At 70.5% G+C, this 20800-nt stretch carries 21 protein-coding genes and 1 pseudogene; 12 read left to right on the forward strand and 10 right to left on the reverse strand.

Features of this window, described 5'->3' with window-relative positions:
- The first annotated feature begins 472 nt into the window (after window positions 1-472).
- On the forward strand, window positions 473-1021 hold the full coding sequence (locus tag BN6_RS43760; protein ID WP_015100786.1) for a 3-oxoacyl-[acyl-carrier-protein] synthase III C-terminal domain-containing protein: 549 nt from the start codon (window positions 473-475) through the stop codon (window positions 1019-1021).
- A gap of 54 nt (window positions 1022-1075) precedes the next feature.
- Here BN6_RS43760 and BN6_RS43765 read toward each other — a convergent pair whose 3' ends face one another.
- Window positions 1076-1360: a hypothetical protein gene (locus BN6_RS43765; protein WP_015100787.1), complete on the reverse strand. Its 285-nt coding sequence runs from the start codon at window positions 1358-1360 to the stop codon at window positions 1076-1078.
- A gap of 245 nt (window positions 1361-1605) precedes the next feature.
- Between BN6_RS43765 and BN6_RS47880 the strand changes: the two genes are divergently transcribed.
- Together BN6_RS47880 and BN6_RS16355 are read left to right on the forward strand one after the other, a co-directional pair.
- Window positions 1606-1851, forward strand: a complete 246-nt coding sequence (locus BN6_RS47880; protein ID WP_197540280.1) for a helix-turn-helix domain-containing protein — start codon at window positions 1606-1608, stop codon at window positions 1849-1851.
- Window positions 1852-1863: 12 nt separating this feature from the next.
- Window positions 1864-2661: a transposase gene (locus BN6_RS16355; RefSeq protein ID WP_197540281.1), complete on the forward strand. Its 798-nt coding sequence runs from the start codon at window positions 1864-1866 to the stop codon at window positions 2659-2661.
- 30 nt (window positions 2662-2691) lie between these two features.
- Here the strand turns inward: BN6_RS16355 and BN6_RS16360 are convergent, their stop codons facing one another.
- A complete protein-coding gene (locus BN6_RS16360) occupies window positions 2692-3282 on the reverse strand; it encodes a TetR/AcrR family transcriptional regulator (protein ID WP_015100788.1) in 591 nt (196 codons plus the stop codon).
- Between the two features lie 78 nt (window positions 3283-3360).
- On the opposite strand from BN6_RS16360, the gene BN6_RS42965 reads away from it, so the two are divergent.
- Both BN6_RS42965 and BN6_RS16370 read left to right on the forward strand, forming a co-directional pair.
- Window positions 3361-4356, forward strand: coding sequence for an O-methyltransferase (locus tag BN6_RS42965; protein WP_084672676.1), 996 nt, complete (start codon window positions 3361-3363; stop codon window positions 4354-4356).
- Window positions 4357-4955: 599 nt separating this feature from the next.
- Window positions 4956-6611, forward strand: a complete 1656-nt coding sequence (locus BN6_RS16370) for a hypothetical protein (protein WP_015100791.1) — start codon at window positions 4956-4958, stop codon at window positions 6609-6611.
- A gap of 34 nt (window positions 6612-6645) precedes the next feature.
- Here BN6_RS16370 and BN6_RS46710 read toward each other — a convergent pair whose 3' ends face one another.
- Together BN6_RS46710 and BN6_RS16380 are read right to left on the reverse strand one after the other, a co-directional pair.
- Window positions 6646-7119, reverse strand: coding sequence for a hypothetical protein (locus BN6_RS46710; protein WP_015100792.1), 474 nt, complete (start codon window positions 7117-7119; stop codon window positions 6646-6648).
- An 825-nt stretch (window positions 7120-7944) separates the two neighbouring features.
- A complete protein-coding gene (locus BN6_RS16380; protein ID WP_015100794.1) occupies window positions 7945-8340 on the reverse strand; it encodes a pa-i galactophilic lectin-like protein in 396 nt (131 codons plus the stop codon).
- Between the two features lie 176 nt (window positions 8341-8516).
- Between BN6_RS16380 and BN6_RS16385 the strand changes: the two genes are divergently transcribed.
- On the forward strand, window positions 8517-8717 hold the full coding sequence (locus BN6_RS16385; RefSeq protein WP_015100795.1) for a hypothetical protein: 201 nt from the start codon (window positions 8517-8519) through the stop codon (window positions 8715-8717).
- Window positions 8718-9275: 558 nt separating this feature from the next.
- Here BN6_RS16385 and BN6_RS16390 read toward each other — a convergent pair.
- Window positions 9276-11870, reverse strand: coding sequence for an ATP-binding protein (locus BN6_RS16390; protein WP_158509394.1), 2595 nt, complete (start codon window positions 11868-11870; stop codon window positions 9276-9278).
- A gap of 327 nt (window positions 11871-12197) precedes the next feature.
- Between BN6_RS16390 and BN6_RS45700 the strand changes: the two genes are divergently transcribed.
- From BN6_RS45700 to BN6_RS47405, 3 genes and pseudogenes are all read left to right on the forward strand, one after another.
- On the forward strand, window positions 12198-12470 hold the full coding sequence (locus BN6_RS45700) for a hypothetical protein (RefSeq protein ID WP_015100797.1): 273 nt from the start codon (window positions 12198-12200) through the stop codon (window positions 12468-12470).
- A pseudogene (gene cas2e / locus BN6_RS49625) lies at window positions 12467-12598 on the forward strand (type I-E CRISPR-associated endoribonuclease Cas2e); the annotation flags it as partial. The gene BN6_RS45700 and the pseudogene cas2e, both read left to right, overlap by 4 nt.
- 107 nt (window positions 12599-12705) lie before the next feature.
- Window positions 12706-12966 carry an ImmA/IrrE family metallo-endopeptidase gene (locus tag BN6_RS47405; protein WP_051075599.1) on the forward strand — a complete coding sequence of 87 codons (261 nt, stop codon included), beginning with the start codon at window positions 12706-12708 and terminating at the stop codon, window positions 12964-12966.
- 361 nt (window positions 12967-13327) lie between these two features.
- On the opposite strand, the gene BN6_RS16400 is transcribed toward BN6_RS47405, so the two are convergent.
- Together BN6_RS16400 and BN6_RS49630 are read right to left on the reverse strand one after the other, a co-directional pair.
- Window positions 13328-14497, reverse strand: a complete 1170-nt coding sequence (locus BN6_RS16400) for a methyltransferase domain-containing protein (protein WP_231905314.1) — start codon at window positions 14495-14497, stop codon at window positions 13328-13330.
- Window positions 14494-14619: a hypothetical protein gene (locus BN6_RS49630; RefSeq protein WP_269454337.1), complete on the reverse strand. Its 126-nt coding sequence runs from the start codon at window positions 14617-14619 to the stop codon at window positions 14494-14496. The genes BN6_RS16400 and BN6_RS49630 overlap by 4 nt, the downstream gene beginning before the upstream one ends.
- 182 nt (window positions 14620-14801) lie before the next feature.
- Here BN6_RS49630 and BN6_RS47270 point away from each other — a divergent pair, with 182 nt between their 5' ends.
- From BN6_RS47270 to BN6_RS16410, 3 genes are all read left to right on the forward strand, one after another.
- Window positions 14802-15158, forward strand: coding sequence for a hypothetical protein (locus BN6_RS47270; RefSeq protein WP_015100800.1), 357 nt, complete (start codon window positions 14802-14804; stop codon window positions 15156-15158).
- A complete protein-coding gene (locus BN6_RS42015; RefSeq protein WP_051075600.1) occupies window positions 15140-15589 on the forward strand; it encodes a hypothetical protein in 450 nt (149 codons plus the stop codon). Before BN6_RS47270 ends, BN6_RS42015 begins: the two co-directional genes overlap by 19 nt.
- Window positions 15590-15911: 322 nt before the next feature.
- Window positions 15912-16613: a pentapeptide repeat-containing protein gene (locus BN6_RS16410; RefSeq protein WP_051075601.1), complete on the forward strand. Its 702-nt coding sequence runs from the start codon at window positions 15912-15914 to the stop codon at window positions 16611-16613.
- A 354-nt stretch (window positions 16614-16967) separates the two neighbouring features.
- Here the strand turns inward: BN6_RS16410 and BN6_RS46715 are convergent, their stop codons facing one another.
- The 3 genes from BN6_RS46715 to BN6_RS16425 all read right to left on the reverse strand — a co-directional run bounded on the left by BN6_RS46715 (window position 16968) and on the right by BN6_RS16425 (window position 20152).
- A complete protein-coding gene (locus BN6_RS46715) occupies window positions 16968-17132 on the reverse strand; it encodes a hypothetical protein (protein ID WP_158509395.1) in 165 nt (54 codons plus the stop codon).
- 174 nt (window positions 17133-17306) lie between these two features.
- A complete protein-coding gene (locus tag BN6_RS45705) occupies window positions 17307-17693 on the reverse strand; it encodes a hypothetical protein (RefSeq protein ID WP_148302899.1) in 387 nt (128 codons plus the stop codon).
- 1124 nt (window positions 17694-18817) lie between these two features.
- Window positions 18818-20152 carry a DUF11 domain-containing protein gene (locus BN6_RS16425; protein ID WP_015100803.1) on the reverse strand — a complete coding sequence of 445 codons (1335 nt, stop codon included), beginning with the start codon at window positions 20150-20152 and terminating at the stop codon, window positions 18818-18820.
- Window positions 20153-20800: the final 648 nt, after the last annotated feature.

Below are 20800 nucleotides of genomic sequence, written 5' to 3' on the forward strand. Positions count from 1 at the left end.
CGGGGCGCCGTCCCGAAGGCCGCCGGAGGATGGGTTCCGTCGAGAGTGGTGGCCGGCCACGAGCTGCCGGAGGCTTGGGGCGTGGATGGCGAAGGGGTGCGATCAAGGACCGGAATCGCCGCCCGTCACCGTGTGGGTCTCGGCGTTGCCACCGGCGATCTGGTGGTCGCGGCAGGGCTCCGGGTGTTCTACTCGGCCGGAGACCGCCAAGTGGACGAGGTGGTCCTGGCAACGTCCTCGCCGCACCGGCCGTGCCCGGTGACCGCGCCCGCTGTCGCCACATGCCTCGGCCAACTGCGGGCGTTCGACCTCGGCAGCGACGGCTCCGGCGGAAACCTGATCACAGTGCGGGCGGGAGCTCGCAGGAACGCCGCAGACCCCCACCGCTCCCCGCTCGTGAACGCGGTTTCAGCATGGCCGGCGGCAAGGTGCTCCAACGTGCAGCGGCCGCCATGCCCGTCTCGGTGAGGCGGTGCTGAACCTGGTCGGCCGGCGTGCCGACCAGGCCGACCGGCTCATTCCGCACCAGGCGATCGTCCGGATCCCGAGAGCCGTCGCCTACCGCCTCGGGTTGGCCGAACACTCCACCGCCAACAACATCGACCGAGTTGGCAACACCGGGGCGGCCTCCATCCCGCTGGTAGTGACCGACGCGCCGTCGGCCGTGCTGCACCGGCCGGAGCCGCCGCCCGGTCGAACCACCGCACCCGAGTCACCTCGGGGCGTCACCGTTCCGCACCACAACACAACCGGGAGAATCCTCATGACCAACGTCCTCGACCGCATCACAGCCCTGCTAACCGACAGGTTCAACATCCCCGCCGAGGAGATCCGGCACGACATCAGCTTCGCGGAGTTGGAGATCGACTCACTCACCATCGTCGAACTCGGTGTGACCCTGGGCGAGGAACTCGGCATCAAGATCTCTGACGACGAGCTGAACAAGTCGGTCAGCCTCGATCAGGCAGCCGCCCTCATCCAGGCCAAGATCGGTGAATCCACCGAGGAGCCTGCCAGGTGACCGTCGCGATCACCGGAATCGGACTGCTCACGCCGACCGGTATCGGTGAGGACGTCACCTAGTGGGCGCGACCGTCGGTTCGTCGGGAATCGGCACCAGGCGGTGATGTCGTTGAGGTAGAGCCCGCAGGCGCAGTCGAGTGCTTCCTGTGGTGTGCCTGCCGAAGGGGTGTCCGCTGGGCAGGATTGGGTCCTCGTAGCCGTCGCGGCTGGCGCGGTAGATGGCGAAGCTCCAGGTGGTAAGGGATCGGTTGTAGCGCAACCGCAGCAGCGGCAGGGTGGTGCCGTCGGCTAGGTCGTCGGTAACATAGGCGAACGCGCCGTGGTGGCGTACCCGCACGGTGGCCGGTTGAGGCCAGCGTTCCTGGGCGCGTGCCAGCAGGCCTTAGTGCAGCGAGACCTTGGTCGACTCGGGCGGTGAGGCCATAGGTCACGATCCTGCCCGATTCCGTCTCACCCCTATAGTCGATCCTGGAGTGGGTGGATTGAGTGGCTGTGCGGAGCCCGTATGCGATCACGCTGGACGAGGTGGATCGGCGGACATTGGAGGCTCTGGCACGGCGCGGTCGGGCCGAGCATCGACAAGTGACGCGGACCCGGATCGTACTGGCCACCGCCGTCGGGTCCAACGCCGGCATCGCCTGCGAACTGCGGGTCGTCGAGGACACCGGTCGTAAGTGGCGCAAGCGGTTCCGCCACGACGGGTTGCCGGATTTGGTCGACCGGCCGCGCAACGGGCGGCCTCGGGTATTCCCGGCCGCGGTCGTGGCCGAGGTCAAGGCATTGGCCTGCGAGCTGCCCACACGGGCCGGGGCGCCGTTGTCCCGGTGAAGTTGCCCGGAATTGGCCCGTGAGGCGGTCGCACGCGGCGTCTGCGAGCGGATCTCGGCATCCATGATGCGCCGCTGGTTGGCCGCCGACGCGATCAAACCGTGGCAGCACCGCTCGTACACCCTTCCGCACGACCCGCAATTCGCGGTCAAGGCGGCCCGGGTGCTCGACCTGCACTCCCGAGTCTGGCAGGGCGAACCGTTGGGAGAGGACGACTTCGTTCTCAGCGCCGACGAGAAACCCGGCGTGCAGGCCCGCTACCGGCTCCACGACACCCTGCCCGCCGGTCCGCGGCGGCCGATGCGGGTGGAATCCGAATACTCCCGCGGTGGAACCCTGGCTTACTTCGCCGCCTACGACGTCCACCAAGCCCGCGTGATCGGCCGCTGCGCGTCCACCACGGGCATCGTCCCGTTCTCCCGTCTGGTCGACCAGGTCATGACCACCGAGCCCTACACCAGTGCCCGCCGCGTGTTCTGGATCGTGGACAACGGGGCCTCCCACCGCAACCGGGCCGCCGCTGCCCGGATGAAGCACGCATTCCCCAGCGCCCACATGGTCCATTTACCGGTACACGCCTCGTGGTTGAACCAGGTGGAGATCTACTTCTCCGCCGTGCAACGCGAAACACTCACACCGGACGACTTCGGCGACCTTGACGAAGTCGCCGAACGACTGATGTCCTTCCAGGGCCACTACAACGCCACCGTCCAGCCCATCGACCGGACCTTCACCGCCCACGACCTCAATCGACTGCTCACCAGGATCGGCCGCCATGATTGCCACGCGCCACAACCACTGACGGCATGATCACCCCTGACGAACTAACGGTCGCGACCACTAGCGCAGGACGTGGGCGACAAGCCGGTCGGTGAACTCCTTCGGCACGGGCTCGCCGGTCACCAGCGCGCGGTAGTGGATTGGGCCGACCAGTTGGTCCACCAGGAAGTCGATGTCGGTCTCCGGTGGCAACTCGCCGCGGTCGAGAGCGCGTTGCAGGGGCAAACGATCGCGTTCGCGCTGCTTGCCGAGATGGTCCGTGCGCAGCCTGGTCGCGACCTCCGGGTCGTGCTGCGCCTGTCCGGCGAGGGCGCGGAAGACGGTCCCGGCGTCCGACGTCGTCAGGAATTCGGCGAGGTTGCGCAGGTGGATACGCAGATCTTCGCCGAGGTCGCCACTGTCGGGCGGCGTGAGGTGCTGCACGGCGTCGTCGGTGAAGGCATCCATCAAGATCTCTGTCTTGGACGGCCACCAGCGGTAGATGGTCTGCTTGGCGACACCGGCCCTGGCCGCGATCCCTTCGATCGTGAGCCCGGCGAACCCGCGCTCGGCCAGCAGGTCGTCGGTCGCGTGGAGTACCGCTTGGCGGGCTTCCTCGCTGCGCCGGTGCCGGTTTCCGCGGTGGGCGGCGCGGCCGGTGTCGCCTTCCATTCGGGCTCTCCTCATCGGGTACTGCAGCGAGCGTAGTCGGCGCTAGCCACAACGCAACGTTGCGTCTACGCTAGCGGTGTGACCGACACCTTGCAGACTCGATCAGTGTTGACCGTGCTCGACCGCTTGTTCGCCGCGGCCGCCGTCGAGGACGAAGCCCCGTCCCCGTGGCCCGCGGCCCGTTCGTACGCCGACGCTTCCGCGCAAGAGCGCGCGGATGTACTGGAAGGCGTCCTCATGCCGATCTCCGCGCGCGGCGGCACGCTGCTCTACACACTGGTCCGGGCCGCCCGGCCGGAGACGGTCGTCGAGTTCGGCACCTCGTTCGGGATCTCGACCATCTACCTGGCCGCCGCGGTCACCGACAACGGCGTCGGCCACGTGCTGAGCACCGAGCTCAGCGAGGTCAAGATCGCCGCCGCGCGCGCGAACCTGGTCGAGGCGGGGGTGGCGGACGCGGTGACGATCCTGCCCGGCGACGCGCTGACCACCCTGGCCGAAGTCCCCGGGCCGATCGGCCTCGTGCTGCTCGACGGCTGGAAGGACCTGTGCCTGCCTGTCCTGCGGCTGCTGGAGGACCGGCTCGCACCCGGCGCCGTCGTGGTCGCCGACGACACTGCCCTGGCCTCGATGGGCGAGTACCTGGACTACGTCCGCGATCCGGCCAACGGCTACGCCTCGGTCGACTACCCCGTGGAGGACGGTATGGAGATCAGCTGCCGCACGGGTTTCCGCCACCTGAGCGGGAAATTCCCGGCCCCCGGAGAAAGCGCGACCACGTACAACGCCTGGCGGGGTCGCCACCCACATCCCCGAACCCGTACCCGCCACCACCGGCCCGCGAGTTCGCGGCCCCGCGCGACGGCGGCCGCCGGCCGTACCTCTCCGGTGCTCGGCTGCCGACGACGGCAGACAAGGTCGAGCACCATCCCGGTCCTCACGGCTGGCGACAGGATGAGCACCTCGCCCCCGGAAGATCTTGAAGAGAGTTTGCAAACTCCACCTCCCCGACGATCACGTCTGCAACTCCGAAGGCCGACTGTTCGGCCTCAACGACCTGCGCGGCGACGGTGACCTTGGGACCACCCGGAGTCTTGGCTGATGCAGTGGTCACCCTGACGCCCGACAACGGGGTGGCCGGACGGAGTTTCGGCACGGCTCCCGGTTGGATGCCCAGCGTCAAGCAGTTGAACGGCGAGTTCGTGGAGGGGCACAGCAGCTGCCTCACCGAGTGGGTGAGTCGCTTCGAAACGCCCAACGCCGACGTGAGCAGCCTCGTCGTGTCGTCCGGCGTCCACACCACCGGCCGGTCGCCCGACGGGCCGCCGGTCGAACGCCGACGACCGCCAGGCCGCTGTCGTCGATCACGACCGTGCGGCCCGCCGGCTCGTCGGGCAGCACGTCGAGGTCGACACCGGGCACCCGGGCTGCGGCAGCAACCACGTGTCGTCATGCGGCGGCGTCCGTCCAGTCGCACCACCCTGGTCGCCGACGCGCGGTGACCTACGGCAATACGGCCGGATGCCGCCGGACAAAGATCTACTGTGGACACTCCGGGTGGAATCGCTCGTTTTCGGGGCGTCTCAACGGGGTTGCGCCGTTCTGTGGTTTGCCCGACGCGCCGCCTGCTCGAAGGTGGGTGCGGGTAGTACGGGACAATGAGGGGAGCGCCCATGCGCAGGAACGGCTACGGGTTGGTGATCGGGGTGCTCGCGCTGGGCACGGGCGTCGTGGTGGTGCCGGCGGCGGGCGCGGCAGAGCAGGTCCCGTGCGACACGGCGAGCCTGATCGCGGCTATCGACCGCGTCAACGCCGCGAACACCTACGAGCAACTACAACTGACGCCCGGCTGCACCTACCGCCTCACGGAGCCGGTCGGCGACGACGCGCTGCCGATCGGCAACGCGGGATTGCCGCGGATCACCGGTCGCGTCGGGCTGCGCGGGGCGGACGTCGCCATCGTCCGCGACGAGGCCGCGCCGCGCTTCCGGGTGTTCCGGGTCGAGAAAGGGGCGCTGCTCGACCTCGACGGCATCACGGTTTCCGGCGGCCACACGCCCGACTCACTCGACGTGGGCAGCTGGCACCTGGACGGCGGCGGGATCCACAACGCCGGCACCACCGTGCTGACCCGCAGCACGGTGTCCGGCAACCGCACGGGCAACGGCGGGACGGGGAAGACCGGATCGCCCGGTGTGCGCGGCCAGCTCGGCGGATACGGTGGCGACGGCGGCGGCATCTACAACGACGGCGGCGGCGCGACGCTGCGGGTGCTGCAGAGCACGGTGCGGAACAACGTCACCGGAGACGGCGGCACGGGCGGCCAAGGCGGGCACGGCCTCCTGCTGGACACGGGCTACGCCTGGCCCGCCGGTGCCGGCAGCGTCGGGGGGAACGGGGGCCATGGCGGTGGCATCTACAACGGGGGCACGCTCGAACTGGTGGATTCCACCCTGGAGGGCAACCGGACCGGCGCGGGTGGCGCGGGTGGTGCCGGCGGTGACGGCTCCGACAACCCGCGCGGCAACCCCAGCAAGGGGGCCCAGGGCGGCACGGGCGGCCACGGGGGCAACGGCGCGGGTCTGGCCTCCGACGGCACGGTGACCGGGTCCCGCTCCGGCGCCGTGCGCAACACCACCGGGGCCGGTGGTGCGGGGGGCCGGGGCGGCAACGGCGGTGTCGGCCCGAACGGCGGCGCCGGTGCGGGCACGCCCGGGTGGCAGGAGGAGCACTCGTTCGCGGGCAACGGGGGGAACGGCGGCGGTTTCGCGTTGATGTCCGCCTCGCTGACCGACATCACCGTGGTCGGCAACCGCACGGGTGCGGGCGGGCGGGGCGGGCACGGCGGCAACGCCGGCTCGCCGGAGGCGTTGGCCGGCCCCGGGACGAACGGGGGCTACGGCGGTTCCGGTGCGGGCATCGTGCTGTTCGGGGTCTTCGGCCTCCCAAGGGCGACGATCTCCGGCGGCCGGTTGGCGGACAACGTGACCGGGGACGGCGGGGCGGGCGGTGACGGCGGCACCGGCGGGCGTTACGGGACCGGTGGATGGGGTAACGACGGCGGTTCCGGTGGCGGACTCGTCGTCAACCATCCCCGTGCCGCGGACATCGACCACCTGACGATCACCGGCAACCGCACCGGTGCGGGTGGTGAGGGCGGCCAGGTCCAGGTGGTCGGTGCGACCGAGGGAATCCCGGGGAAGCGCGGCACCGGCGGTGGCATCTCCGCGGGCCCCTTCAAGTACGACCCGGCCTTGCTCAAGGCCACCGACCTGACCGTGTCGGGCAACCGGCCGAACAACTGCACGGGCCTGCCCACGGTGTGCTGACCGGGAGCGGTGGCGTCCACCGGCCGGTGAGTGTTCATTGGAACCTCGTCACGTCGCCTGCCGTCCGGTCGTTGCCGGCGGCGGATGTCGAGTCTGGAAGACGCGTTCCCCCAACTACAGCCCGCTCCTCGAAGCGCACGAATGCTTCGACGGCAAGCATAATCCGAGCGTGCCGACGCTGCCGGCGATCGGCCTCAACGACCGCAGCGACCTCGACGAGCTGGTCCACGGTGTGCCAGGACTTGCTCGAAGCGCGTGTGGCGGCACCCGTCCCCCCGACCACGTTCCACAGCACGCCGAGGTCGGCGACTGCCTGCACGAGCTGACCGGATTCCGCTTCACCCTGGCCGGCGGGCTGGTGCCGAACACGAGGTTCCGCGCCCGGCCGGGACCGGTAGAGCGTGACCGCCTCGGCCCGGGACTCCGGCGGGTAGTGCTTCATCACCATCTGAACGGGATTCCTGTCCACCCGGATCGTCAGGATCCAAGTGCGTCCGGTGTCCAACACCCAGGGTCAAGTCCCCTAGTGTGTTCTCTACTATCCAGGTGTCTCACGACAGCCGAGACGCATAGCCTGGAAGCATGGCTGAAGAGTGCCTGATCTGCGCCAAGCATCGTGGGGAAGGCCCGCTGGTCGGTCACCGTGTCTGGGCTGACGAACACGTGATCGTGTCCCACCGACCCGTAGGAAACGACGGAACGACCGTCCTGGGGTATCTGTTCATGGAAAGCCGTCGCCACGCCCGTCGTTGGATGCGCTGACCGAAGTCGAGGCTGTGGCCATCGCCAGAGCAGCTTGGAGGGCTGCTCGTGGCCTGCGGGCCGAGCTTGGTCCCGAGTTCGTTTTCTCCGCGATCGTCGGCCGTAGTGTCGCTCACGTCCACCAGCACCTGTTTGCCCGCTACCGAAACACCCCAGAGCAGTACTCGTGGATGGATAGTGCGGCGTGGCCGGGCTCGAAGCGCGGAGGCCTCGACGAGGTTGCCGATCTGTCCGCACGGCTGGCCCTCCACCTGGGGTGCACATGTTCCTCCGCCGAGGTCTGGACCGGGCGTAGAGGTACTTGGTGAGACAGCTCTGAACTGCCCCAAGAGCGCCCGAAGAAGCGCTGACGCCAACGTCGTCCGGACCTAGTTGGCGGACCGCAGGTCAACGATGCTCCAACCCGCCAACTTCGGCCGGACAGGACAAGGCGGACCGGAACTCGACGCACCAGGCGTCTCACCGAGTCCCGGACGCGGGCTACCGCCGGCGTCCGGGAGTTCCCACCGCTTCCGGTCGAGGCTTCGGGATCGGGTCCCGGGCCTGCCGACCGGGCCACCGGTGAGGTGGGTCAGCGCGTGCCGCCGCGGTTCTCGACCATCGCGCTGTACTCGCCGGAGTTGTCCCTGTACGCGGAGGGCTTGTCGTTGTACGCGACCGTCACCTCGCCGGTCTGGTGCGCCTGGAAGGTCTGGCGGGAGCCGACCGCGAGCCACGGGCCCGAACCGATGCGGGCGATCAGCATCCCCGCCGGCACTCCATCCAGGGCGAGACCCGCAGGCACGTAGGCCCCGGAGTACCTGCCGTCGGTGTAGGTGGTCCCGTCGGGGTACGTCATGCGCGTCCCGCCGAAGCCTGCCGATCCGCTCCCGGAGACGGTGAAGACGTCGCCGCTCTGGACCGTCACTCCGGTCTTCACCCCGTCCCCGGCTGTCGCGGGCACTGTCACAACGATGGGGCCGCCCATGGCGACACCTCCAGAAAGTCTCGGTGAGTAGTTGCTTGATCACCGTAGGTTCTTCGTGAAGGGGGAGCCAGTAGCCCGCCGCCCCGCCCCGGCAGAAGTACACGGTCGGGTATGGGGCCGCCCCGAGCGGTCCGCCCGGCGGTCCGGTGTGGTACTAACCGGCGGAGACCGACCTGTTGGACTACGCCGACGACCCGGCGCTGGACCTGCAGCGCGGCTACGCCTACCGGAACCGGCTGCTGATCGCCGCCGGATTCGACGGCCTGACCGACGAACAGGTAAGCCTGCCCGCCCCGGTACTGATCACCAGGGAGAATGCCGCCGTGCCGAAAGTGGATCTTGCGCCTGGTGGTGCTCCGCCCGAGCCGGCGGGGTAGTTCGAGGTCGGCTACGTCGATGACGCTCGGACCGGCTGGCGCTCGCTCCGCCACCTAGCTCCGCCACCTAGCTCCGCCACCTAGCTCGGCCGTCGGCGGAAGGCCGCCCGGTCCGGGACCGGCTCGGTCAATTGTCGAGCTGTCGGCAGTCCTGGCCCGGAGATGTCGTTGCGGCCCGCCCACTGGCCGGAGTTGCAGGAGAACGTCAACTCCGTCGTCTCCGGCACGGGCGCGGCCTGCGCGGGGGGCGGGTGCCAATCACCGATTTCGCCAACTGGACCTGGACAACCTTTTCGGCTCGCGTCCGCATCTACCTGGCGGGCCGCAACTCGGTCACCGCTGCGTTGGCCCCGATCGGCCCGCACGAGTCGTCCCGCAATGCCGGGAGGGCCGATCAACGATGCGAGTTCGACTTGATCGCGCGGACGCTCGCACGCCATGGCTTGACCACTGCACGAGTCAGTCGGGCTCCACAAACGACTCGGCATTGCCCGGTGGTCTCGCGACGCGGGGTCGTCGGCGCGTCGCCCGGGTCGACGGCTCTGGTCGTGACGCCGGTCAGTCGGGGCCGTCGAGGAGCTGCCGCACGCGTCGGGCCTCCTTCTCCCGGTGTTGTTCGCGGTACTGCTTCAGGGAGTGCTGCCAGCACCGGCGGGCTTGGTCGCGTTCGCCCAGGGCGAGGTGCACCTGGCCGAGCACTTCGAGGACTTGGGCGGTGATGTAGGTGTTGCCCACGTCCTGGAGCATGGCGAACGCTTGACGGCCCCGGCTCAGCGCCTCTTCGGGGCGGTCGGTGCGGAAGGCCAGGAACGTCTCGATCGCGACGGAGATCGCCTCGCCGTTGGCGTTGTGGTGGCGGCGGTGCAGTTCGTGGGCCGACGCGACGTGGGCGCGGGCCTCCTCGTGCAGGCCCAGCAGGATCTCGTACCAGGCCGTCTGGTTGAGCGCGCGGGCCTCCCACTCCTCGTCGCCGCAGTCCCGGAAGAGTTCCAGCGCGCGGGTGATGTGCTCGAAGGCCGGTCCGATCTCGCCGTGCTCGCTCTTCGTCCAGGCGAGGATGCGGTGGGTGTGGGCTTGGCCGTGCAGGTCGCCGACGTCGCGGGTCAGCGTGAGCGCCTGCTGGAGGTGGTCGTGTGCCTCGGTGTGCCGTCCGGTCAGGGCGCTCGCCTCGGCGATCTGCCGGTGTGCCATGGCGCGGGATCCGGGGTCGTCGCGCCGCTCGGCGTCCGCGAGACCGATCTCCCCGACCGCGATCTGGTCGTCCAGCAGGCCCCTGCGCCAGTGGTAGGTGTGCAGGACTGGGACGAAGTGGGCCGCGGTGGTAGGCCAACCGCCGCGCTCCGCGAGGCGTTGCGCGGCCAGGACGCAGGTGTGCTCGGTGTCCAGCCAGGCCAGGGCCGTCGACTCGGTCGACAGCGGGAGCGGTGCGCAGCCCGGCGCGGGAAGGTCGTCCGGGGCCGTCGACTCGCGGTGCGGGTCGAGCACCTGGTCGGCCGCGCGCGTGGTGTGCAGGTAGAAGTCGACCACCCGGCGCAGCGCCGCGTCCCGTTCGGCCGGGGTCACGTAGGTGTCGGCGGTCTCCGTGGTGTGGCGTCGGATGAGGTCGTGCACCTGGTAGCGGTCGGGGGCGCTGCGGTGCAGCAGCGAGAGCTGTTCCAGGCCGCGCAGGGCCGCTCTGGTGCGCGCGGTGCCCTGGCCGCTCAGGGCGGAGGCGGCGGGCAGGCTGATGTCCGGACCGGGCGCGAGCCCGATCAGCACGAGCACGACGGCCTGCTCCGGGGCCAGCACCCGGTAGGACCACGACAGCACGGCGGGCAGGCTGGCGGTGGGGTCGACCGAGTCGAGCGCCTCCACGCCGGCGTCGCGCAGTTCCGCGACCAGGCTCGCCAGCGGCAGGTCCGGTTCGACCTCGGCGCGCCCGGCGACGATGCCCAGCGCCAGCGGGTAGCCCTGGCAGAAGCCGGCCAACCGGTCCACCTCGACGGGTTCGGCGTCCATCCGCGACTTGCCGATCCGGTCGCCGAGCAGCGCGCGGGCCTGGGTCTCGCCCAGGACGCCCAGGGGCACCTGCCGCGCGCCGTGCCCGGTGGTGAGGCCGGGCAGCCTGCTGCGGCTGGTGACCAGGACGGTGCACGTCGGGCTGCCCGGGAGCAGCGGCGCCACCTGCTCGGCGGTGGCTGCGTTGTCCAGCACGACCAGCATCCGCGCGCCCGCGACGAGACTGCGGAACAGCGCGGCCTGGGCGTGCGGCGCGGTCGGGGTCTCGGCGGGGCTCGCGCCCAGGGCGTCGAGGAAGCCCCGGAGCGCGACCGCCGAGGACATCGGCTGCCCCTCCGGGCTGAACCCTCGCAGATCGACGAAGAGCTGGCCGTCCGGGAACCGGTCGAGGTTGTCGTTCGCCCAACGCAGCGCGAGCCACGTCTTGCCGATGCCGCCCGGTCCGCTGATGGTGCAGATGCCGACCGCGTCGCCCGCCTCGTCCACGGTCGCGGTGAGGGCGTCGAGCTCCGTCGCCCGGCCGGCGAACGCCCGCGGCGGCGCGGGGAGCTGGCGGGGAGCCCGCTCCCGGGACTCGGCGGTCGGGTCGCGCAGCAGTTCCGCCGGGTCGGACGGGTAGGGGTGGTCCGGGACGCCGACCCACCCGGTGGTCGAGGTTTCCTTGACCTGGACGGAAATCCGCCGGAAGGTCGCCGGGTCGACGGCGCTGTGCCGGACCACCTCGTCGAAGAACCAGTTCGAGGTGATCAGGGCCAGTTCGCCTGGCGACTCCGCCAGGGCGGTCTTGAAGCGGGGCGCTTCGAGCAGCCGGAAGGTCAGGTTCACCGCAGCGGCCGTGACACCGTGCTCGTCGTAGGCGACCTCGCCCGCGTGCACCGCCATCCGCAGCCGGATCCGCTCCTCGGGCGGGTGCGCGTGGTTGTGCTCGTGCACGGCCGCCGCGAGCGCCGGGGGCACCTGCTCCACGAACCGGGCCTTGGCCACGTTCGGCGGGACGAGGACGAACACCGCGTCGCCCCGGTCCTCGTGGTCGCAGTCGTCCCACGGCACGCCGGTCGACTCGAACACCGAGCGCAGCATCCCGTAAAGACCGGTGCGCACGGCCAGTTGGTGCACGGTGGTGCGGCGCGGACTGCCGAAATTCTCGACATCCACGACGACGATGGTCCGGTGCACCGCGAGTCGATGTCGATTCATCCCCAGTCCTCGTGTGTCGGCAGTCGGACGATCGGCAGACTAGGCGCGCCACACCCCCCACACAACGACCGGACTGAAATCGACCCCTATTGCGGGGGCGAATCTGATTCCATTCGGCGGAGCATTCATCCGGCCGTGGATTCCCACCGCACATGTGCGGTCGACGGCGCGACGGACAGGGACTTGAGTTTATTTCACAACGAAGAGCGGTCCGCCGACGCGCCTCCCGGGGGAGACCGGCGAAGCCCATGACCGAGTGGCCACGCGTACGGGTGAGTGTGGTCGGTGATCTACCGGGAAGACCCCCAGGTGCCGGGGAGGGGCGCTGCCGCCGAACGAGGCCGCACCGATCCCGGGAAGATCTCGCGTGCGCGGGGACGAGTGTCAGACGGCAAGCAACTTCTCGACAGAGACCCCGACGAACTCTGGGACGACGAACTCGGAGCAGTCTCAGGAGGCGTCAACTGGTCCTCCGACCTCGACGCTCCACCAGGAGAACACCTGACCGTCATCGGCCCCGACTTCGACGACGCCGCACCCGCGAAGGTCGACTGGTGACCGTCATCATCCTCATGGCCGCACCCGAAGGCCTCCGTGGCCACCTCACCCGATGGATGGTCGAAGTAGCCGCCGGAGTCTTCGTAGGGACACCCGGTCAACGCGTCCGCGAACGTCTCTGGGACCTGCTTCCGACGAACCGGCTGCGGCAGAGGACTGGCTGCACCTCGTCCCGCGCATGCGGGAATCTTCCCGAGAACGACCCGAGGCGGTTGCCACCCTGGGGCACTTCGGCATGTCCGCGCGGACGGGGCCCGAGGCGCACGCGGTGGTCGGCTACTTTCCCGGCAGCAAACCGGAACGGGACCGGTTCGCCCTCAGCCACGAGCGGGGGCACCTGGTGCTGCACGGCCACCGCCGCGCGGAGGAACCCGAGGACGAGGCCAACCGGTTCGCCGGCGAGTTCCTCATGCCGCGCCAGCGGGCGCGGGAGATCCTCGGCCTCGACCTGATCCTGAAGGACTACGCCCGCCTCAAGTCGATCTGGGGCATGTAGAGCCAGGCGCTGATCATGCGGGCGTGACACTGCGGCTGCATCGACGACGCCCGCCGCCGGCCGCTGTACACGCAGCTCTCGGCACGTGGCTGGCGCAAGGACGAGCCGGTGGTGAGAGCCGCTGCTGGCGTGGAAGTTGCTGGCCGCGCGGTTCGGCGACGTCTCGCCCTACGCCGCCGCCGTGGACGAACTCGCCCTGCCCGCCGTGATCCTGCGCTCGCTCATCCCACGGCCCCAGGACCAACCACCACAACCCGGGCCGGGCCGTCGCATGCTGGAACGGACGGCGTCCCGTTCCGGCATGCGAGGGCCTGCCGGACCGGGATGCCCGTCCTGGTGTCCCGCCCGTTGTCGCGGGTGGCTATTCCGAGATGTGCGCTTCGGTCTCGGGCGTATCCAGCCACATGGTCTGCCGTCCACCGGCGAGGGTCATGCCGAACCGGTCGGGGTCGGGTTCGCCGTGTCGGTGCCACCAGTCGTGGGCGGCTTCGACCTCGTCCCACAGCCGGCGCGGTCCGTGTTGGCGGACATCGAACCGGCTGGCGGCGGTGGCGTCGGGCGTGGTCTGCACCGTCGCCCACGACCCGCTGTCGACGTGGAACAGCAACAGTTCCCACACGTCCGGATCGGTGTCGTCGTGCGCGACGGAGTGCTGCACGTCGGGCACCTGCACGCCGACCGCGAACGAGCCGCCGCGGTCGTAGACGGCCCGGTTGGGCGGGAGGCCGGTCGTCGTGGCGGGCAGGTCGGAGTCCTCGGCGAGGCGGCCGAACCGGGCGGCGTGCCCCCACGGTGTGCGGTGGTCGCGCAACGGCATGAAGAACGCGTCGCCGGCCACGGATCCGGTTGCCGTGCCGTCGTCGTGGACGACCAGCGTCACCAGCACCCCCGCGCCCCACGTGGTCCGCCACGGCACGACGAGCCGCCCGCCGGGCCGGGTCTGCTCGATCCACGCCTGCGGGATGCGTCCGGCCGCGACGGCGGCCGTGGCGACGACCCGGTCGTACGGGGCACGGTCCGGGTGGCCGGCCGCGCCGTCCCCGGTGACCACGACCGGGTCCAAGCCCGCGTCCTTGAGCGCCTGGCGCGCGCGGTCCGCCAGCTCCGCGTCCAACTCGACCGTGACCACCTGCTCGTCGCCGAGCCGCGACGCGAGCAGCGCGGCGTTGTAGCCGGTGCCGGTGCCGATCTCCAGCACCCGCTGGCCGGGCTCGACGTCGAGCGCGTCGAGCATCGACAGGACCAGCGACGGCTGGGACGCGCTGCTGGTCGGGTTGCGGCTGGTCGCCGGCCACACCGTCGCGCCGTCGCCGAGTTGCGTGACGATCGGCCGGTCGCTGTAGACCGCAGCCGCCCACCCGTCGGGGTCCGCGGCGCGGTCGAGCGGGGCCGGCCGGCCGGTGCGGTCGTCCACCCAGCAGCGGGCCGGGACGAACGCGCCCCGGTCCACGGAGGTGAACACCTCCGCCCACGTCGCCGGCACGGCGTCGCTGGTGCGCAGGGCGGCGACCAGGTCGGCGTGGGTCCTCACTTCCCGCTGCCGTGGTTGCCGCCATCGGGGCCGTCCGGGTTCGACGTGCCGCCCGAGCCGCCCTGCGGCTTGTGCGGCTGGTCCGCCGTGTCCTGGTCGCTCTTGTCCTCGTGCTTGCCCATGGCGTGTCTCCGCGGCGGTCGGGTCGTGGGTTCGCGCCACACCCTCCCGAGAGCGCCCGGCCGGCGGCAAGGACCCGACCGGGTACGAATCGGTTCCCTTCCGTCGTCGTCGGACGGTGGGCGGGTGGCGCGGCTGGGTGCCGCGCCTGTCGCCGTGACCGCCGAGAGCAAAGGGGCTTGCAGTGAGGACGTGCTGGGCGGACCTGCCGGAGACGGTGCGGGCCGAACTCGAACACCGGATCGGCCAGGTGCGCGACGCGCGCGAGGTGCACGAGGGGCAGAACATCGACATCTGCGCCGTGCTGACCACCGAGACCGGGACCGCGTCCGTCAAGGCGGTCGAGTGCGTGAACATCCACCGCAGGTGGCTGCGCACCGAGCTGGCCGCAGCCACGCACACCGGCGGTATCGCACCGCGGGTGCTCGCGCACGCCGACGTCGCGGCTGGCCGGCCGTGGTGTTCGAGCGACTCGACGGCCGGGCCGCGAGTCTCGTGCCGGGATCGCCGGACCTGCGGACGGTGGCCGACGTGGCGATGATGATTGGTCTGCTGCCGGCGGTGGGGCTGCGGCCGTTGACCGACCGGTGGTCCACGATCGACTGGTGGCCGCAGCCGGCCGCCGACCACCCGGACGCGGTGCGCGGGCTCGACGTCGCGCGGCTGGGCCGGCTGACCGGGCAGCTGCCCGGTCTCGGTGAGCGGGTGAAAGCCCATGCCTTGCTCATGGGCGCTCGTTACAACGGTGTCAGGCCATTTCTTAAGGTCGGGTCCACTGTGGAGGGTTTGTGGAGGCCCGCCACAGGCACCCTCCCTACGTCGGCTTGGCGGCACCCGGCCGTCTGCGCGACCCGGCGGGCGCATCTCCCCCTGTGCGCCCGCAGCTTCTCGGGGCCGGACCTGGTCGTCGCGGCGGTGCCTCCGGGCCGACAAACTCCCGCGATCGGCCCGGGACTCCTGAAGCCTGCCTGAAGCGAGGGAGGAGTCGGGCCGACCTTGATGGTGGACGACCGGTTGTCGTTGATTTCGTCGTGGCGCGAGACCGGGGCCGGACACACCTCGCTCGACCGGCAGCAATCGTCCCCCGCCGTGAGGGTAGTGATGCCAGCCTTGGAGGATGAGGTCCTACCGCACTCCCCGCCCCGTGCGGGCACTGCCGTCCGCGCCGCCCCACGTCGTTCGCCCGGCGCGTCTGCGAAGGCCGATCCGTCGGAGACCGCGATTAGGTCCGCGACGGGCGTGGAACTGGACCGCGGTCGCGTCACTGCTGGCGGCGACGGCGGCCGGGGCCGGCGTGGTGTTCACCGGTTTGTCGTTGCAGGCCACCCGGGAGCAGAACGCGGTGACCGAGCAGGGACAGCTCACCGACCGGTTCACCAAGGCCGTCGACCAGCTCGACCGGATCGGAGCCGACCACCTCCAGGCCCGGCTGGGCGGGATCTACGCGCTGGAACGACTCGCCCGCGACTCGCCACGCGACCACCCCACCGTGATCGAGGCCCTGTCCGCGTACGTCCGCAGCACCACACCACGCCGGCCGAACGATCCCGGCACCCCCGGCTACGCGCCCTGCCCGGAACAACCCGCAGTCGACGTCCAAGCCGCCCTGACCGTCCTCGGCCGACGCGACACCGGCCACGACCAGGGCACCCGCGTCGACCTGACCGAAACATGCCTGGGACGCGCGAAACTTGCCGGCGCGGACCTCGACGGCGCGGACCTCGCCGACGCGGATCTCGGAGGCGCGGACCTCGGAGTCGCGGACTTCACCGGCGCGGACCTCAGAGGCGCGAACCTCTCCCGCGCGTACCTCGAAGGTGCGGTCCTCGCTGGCGCGGACATCTACAGCGCCTACCTCACCGGCACGAACCTCAGAGGCGCCAACCTCGAAGGCGCGAACCTCACCGACGCGAACCTCACAAGCGCGAACCTCACCGACGCGTACCTCGAAGGTGCGGTCCTCGCCGGCGCGAACCTCACCGACACCCGTCGGTGAGGGCACGTGGATCAGCAGGTATGAAGGGGTATCTGCTGTGCTGGTCGGACGGTTGGGACGGTCGGGTCGGCGACGACCGCCGCCGGTGCCGAGAAGTAGCGCGCCATGACTTAAGCAGCGACCGCCAGGTGCAGCCCTCCAGCCGGGCGGACGCCGCCGCCATCAGCTCGTCGTTCCCGTTCCATCATTGGGCGCGTGAGTAATGCCGCGTCGGGCTGGTGGACCGTCCGGTCACCCTCCAACGCCGCCCCGACCACGTGGTGTTCGCCGTATCGCCGCCATTCCACGCGAAGCAGACTAGGGCCGCATTTCTGCGGACGACAGCGGGTCGGGCCCGGCTCGGGGTCCCCGGTTTCAGGTGGCGCGGGGAATCGCGTCGGGGTTGTCGTGTGTCCAGCCGGTGGTGCGCAGGCGGCCTTGGTCGTCGCGTTGGACCCCGCGCTGGTTGCGGGCTACGAACGCCGCGCGGTCGGGGTCGACGCGGGCGATGGTCACCGGCTCGGGCGGGCGGGAATTCACCCGGGAACGGTAGCGGTCCCCCGGACCTGCCCGAACGGGTGATGCCCGACCGCGGGCCGCGTTGGTCCACAAAGGACTGCAGCCGCCGACGACGAGATGCCGCTCCCGCGCGTGCCGGTGCGGGCGCGGCTGGTCGGACTGGACCTGGAGTTCTCGGCCTGGAGGGTTCTGGCTTCAGGCCCGCGCGGCGGCGTTGTGCTGGGTGATGGCCTTGTTGACCGCCGAGGGGGAGACGCCGATCGCGGCGGCGACCTCGGCGTGGCTGGCGGTGCGGGTGGCTTCGCGGACGGCGGCGAGCGTCGCTCGTTGCGCGCGTTTTTGGGTCCGGGATGCGGGTACGAGAGATTGTCTCCACGTCGTCCAGCAGCGTGGCGGCCTGGGAAAGCTCGGCCGGGGGGCGACGGCCTCGGCGACCACGACGTTGCGGTGCCGTCCGCCGGCGCAGGAGACGCCGACCCGGACGGGCCGGGAGCGGGGTGCGGTGGCGAACAGGGCCAGCACGGCGGCGGAGATCAACGGGCTGGAACTCGCTGGCAGTGGTGTGACCGTGTCGGTGCGCACGATCGGTCGCCTCGTGGCCTGCCCCGGCTTGAACCCCGCCGGTGGGGCGAAAAGCGCGGCTCGTGAGGTGCAGTTGCCGCGTCATCCATCGGAGGTCGAGCGCTTGGCGGAGGCCAGTGGCGGCGGCATTGCCTGCTGTTGGTTGGTGATCTCGGTACGTGCCGCCGCCCTGGCCGGATCTGGGGCGGAAGTACCAAAGGATGGGAACGGGGCTGACCTGCGGATTCGTATCGGCAGCTTGGTGGTGAAGGCGTGCTTCGCGCTGGAGCGGCCGGATGGGTCAGGAGGCGGCAGAGGGTAGGTGCTGACCCGCTCGGCAGGACCAGTCGTTACATGCTCCGGTGGTCGAGCCCATGCTGCCCACGGCCGGGGACCGCCCGAGGGCGACGGCTGGAGCGTGGAGTTCAAGTGGGACGGATCCGCGTGGGTTCCGGACTTCTCGCAGGGGTTGCGGTGCGGCCGGTGGGCCTGGCTCGCCGTAGCGTGCCGGGGTGGTCGGGTTCCGCCAGGTTGCTGTGAGTATGGCGGTGCTGCGTTTGCCGGTGGGGTGCTGGCCCGCGCCGAGCAGCGGATGCCGCGGCCTGGGCAAGCTGCGCAAGCGTCCGGTCACGTTGCCGCCGTTGGCCGAGGCCGGCACTCCCAGACCGCTGCCGGTCTCCGCCACCGCCACGATCCAGGGCCGGCTGTGGCTGGCGCTGGGTTGGCGGCGCGTCTGCGATCTGGACAGCCGGCGGAGCGCCTCACGGTTGCGGTGCACGATCCAGGGCGCGTGCGCGGCGGTTCATCGCGCTGTGGATCGGACGCGGCCACGCCCGTGGTCTCGCCCACGCCGCTGGATCCCTTTCGTCGCCTCGACCCGCAGCAGTCGGCGTGCTCCGGTCGGTGCTGGATCGACAGCCGACACCGCGCGGTGGGGTCCCGATCCGATACCGGAGGGCCACGCGGCCGGCCGGACGATCGCCCTGACCGACTCCGGAAGCTTCATGCGGCCCTGGTGGGCGATCGGCAGTGGCCTTCCGCTCGGAGGCAGGGGTCCGATCCGGGTGTGGCGGGTGGTGGTCGTGGACCGGTCGTTCGGCCACGGGCTGCCCGGTTGGTTGTCCGGGCAGCCCGTGGCTGTGGCGTCAGCGGCAGAAGAGGGTGAGCGGCAGGACGTGGGCGGCGCAGGTCGCGGTCGCGGAGTCGTTGGCGGGGTCGGGGTCGTCGGGCGTGCTGGTGGTGCGGGTGGCGGTTGCGGTGTAGGGGAGGTTGAGGGCGAGTAGTCCGGGTGTGGCGGTGAAGGTGGTGGTCGCGGTCTGACCGACCGCGAGCGGCCCGATGGTACAGGCGAGCTGTTTGAGCCCGGGGTTGTAGGCGCAGCCGGTGGCGTTGGCGGTGGCGGCGGGCAACTGTGTGGTGATCGTCGCGGTGGTGAGCGGGCCTGGCCCGTTGTTGGTGACGGTCAGGGTGTAGGTGACGTGGAGTAGCGCCACGCCCTTTGGTCCGGCCGACAAGCCGATGGCCAGATCCGCCTGTTGCGGGGCTTTGATCGCCAGGCTGTGGTGGTTGCCGCCGGTGATGGCGACGATGCCGGACGACGCCGCGGCCGGCACCGTCGACTGACCGTTGCCGTTGTTGCCCCAGGCGAGCACTGATCCATCGGACTTCAGTGCCAGGTTGTGGGAGCCGCCGGCGGCGATGGCGGCGACGCCGGACGTGGCCGCGGCCGGCACCGTCGACTGACCGACGCTGTTGTTGCCCCAGGCCAGGACCGAGCCGTCGGACTTCAACGCCAGGCTGTGCAGGGTTCCGGCGGAGATGGCGATGACGCCGGAGGTGGCCGCGGCCGGCACCGTCGACTGACCGAAGCCGTCGTAGCCCCAGGCCACGACCGAGCCGTCGGACTTCAACGCCATACTGGAGAACTGGCCGGCGGCGACGGCGGTGACGCCGGACGACGCCGAGGCCGGCACCGTCGACTCACCGGAGGCATTGCTGCCCCAGGCGATGACCGAACCGTCGGACTTTAACGCCAGACTGTGGAATTCGCCGGCGGCGATGGCGGTGACGCCGGAAGAGGCGGAGGCCGGCACCGTCGCCTGGCCACTGTTGTTGTAGCCCCAGGCGATGACCGATCCATCGGACTTCACCGCCATACTGTGGGCGTAGCCGGCGGCGACTGCGGTGACGCCCGAGGAGGCTGCGGCAGGCACCGTCGTCTCACCGACCTGGTTGTTGCCCCAGGCGATGACCGAACCGTCGGACTTCACCGCCAGACTGTGTGCCAAGCCGGCGGCGACGGCGGTCATGCCGGAGGATGCCGAGGCCGGCACCGTCGACTGACCGACGCTGTCATCGCCCCAACCGATGACAGCGCCCGGCGACGCGGCCGCGGCTGGCACGGCGAACCCGAGACCGCCCAATGCTACGACTACGGCCGACGCCAGACAGCGGCGAGCGATTCTGGTCTTGGTGGACATCACCGTTCTCCTCCCGAAGCAGGTCCGAAAAGATCAGGTGCGCACCTGTGTGGTCACTACATCGGACATACGTTGCATCTCGTTAGTCCGTATGCCGTAACGTTATTCGGAACTCCGAGGTTCCCAATCCGCGAGAGCTGTTCGAACCGAGCCGTCCCATGGGTTCCGCATCGCTGTCGTGACGCGACGGTCACCTACCAGGCGCGCAGCACGTCGAGCCGTGATGTTCCAGCAGTGCCCAGCCAGGCGCGGGTCGAGGTCTTGCGAGCGCTGGCCGCGCGCTGCTGATGCCAGCTGGGGCGCTCGGCACACGATGCAGGACGTAAAGAGTACGACACGCCCTTACGGCAGATGGTCGATGATCCGGTCGTGGAGGTTGGCGATATTTGCCTGGGCACCGGGATACCGAGGTCGGGCGCAGCCATGGCTCCAGGCGGCGGAATATAGGTGCTGACCCGCTCGGCAGGACCAGTCGTTACGGATACGCCTTCGCTCCGCTTGACGTGAACGTCTGAACAGTCCGCTTCGGTGCACGGGTGCGTTTGTCGCGCACTACCGTGTTGCCGGTGACATCCGAGGATGAGGCATCGCCTCTGTTCCGACCGCTGCCCTGGGCGCACAGACGACTGCGGCTGCCTGCGAGGCACT

The organism is Saccharothrix espanaensis DSM 44229, assembly GCF_000328705.1.
Lineage (GTDB): Bacteria > Actinomycetota > Actinomycetes > Mycobacteriales > Pseudonocardiaceae > Actinosynnema > Actinosynnema espanaense.

Coding starts and splice junctions, on each gene's coding strand:
- BN6_RS16360 (WP_015100788.1), bottom strand. CDS start 3,282: ATGGAAGGCGACACCGGCCGCGCCGCCCACCGCGGAAACCGGCACCGG.
- BN6_RS16370 (WP_015100791.1), top strand. CDS start 4,956: ATGCGCAGGAACGGCTACGGGTTGGTGATCGGGGTGCTCGCGCTGGGC.
- BN6_RS16380 (WP_015100794.1), bottom strand. CDS start 8,340: ATGGGCGGCCCCATCGTTGTGACAGTGCCCGCGACAGCCGGGGACGGG.
- BN6_RS47405 (WP_051075599.1), top strand. CDS start 12,706: ATGTCCGCGCGGACGGGGCCCGAGGCGCACGCGGTGGTCGGCTACTTT.
- BN6_RS49630 (WP_269454337.1), bottom strand. CDS start 14,619: ATGGGCAAGCACGAGGACAAGAGCGACCAGGACACGGCGGACCAGCCG.
- BN6_RS16425 (WP_015100803.1), bottom strand. CDS start 20,152: ATGTCCACCAAGACCAGAATCGCTCGCCGCTGTCTGGCGTCGGCCGTA.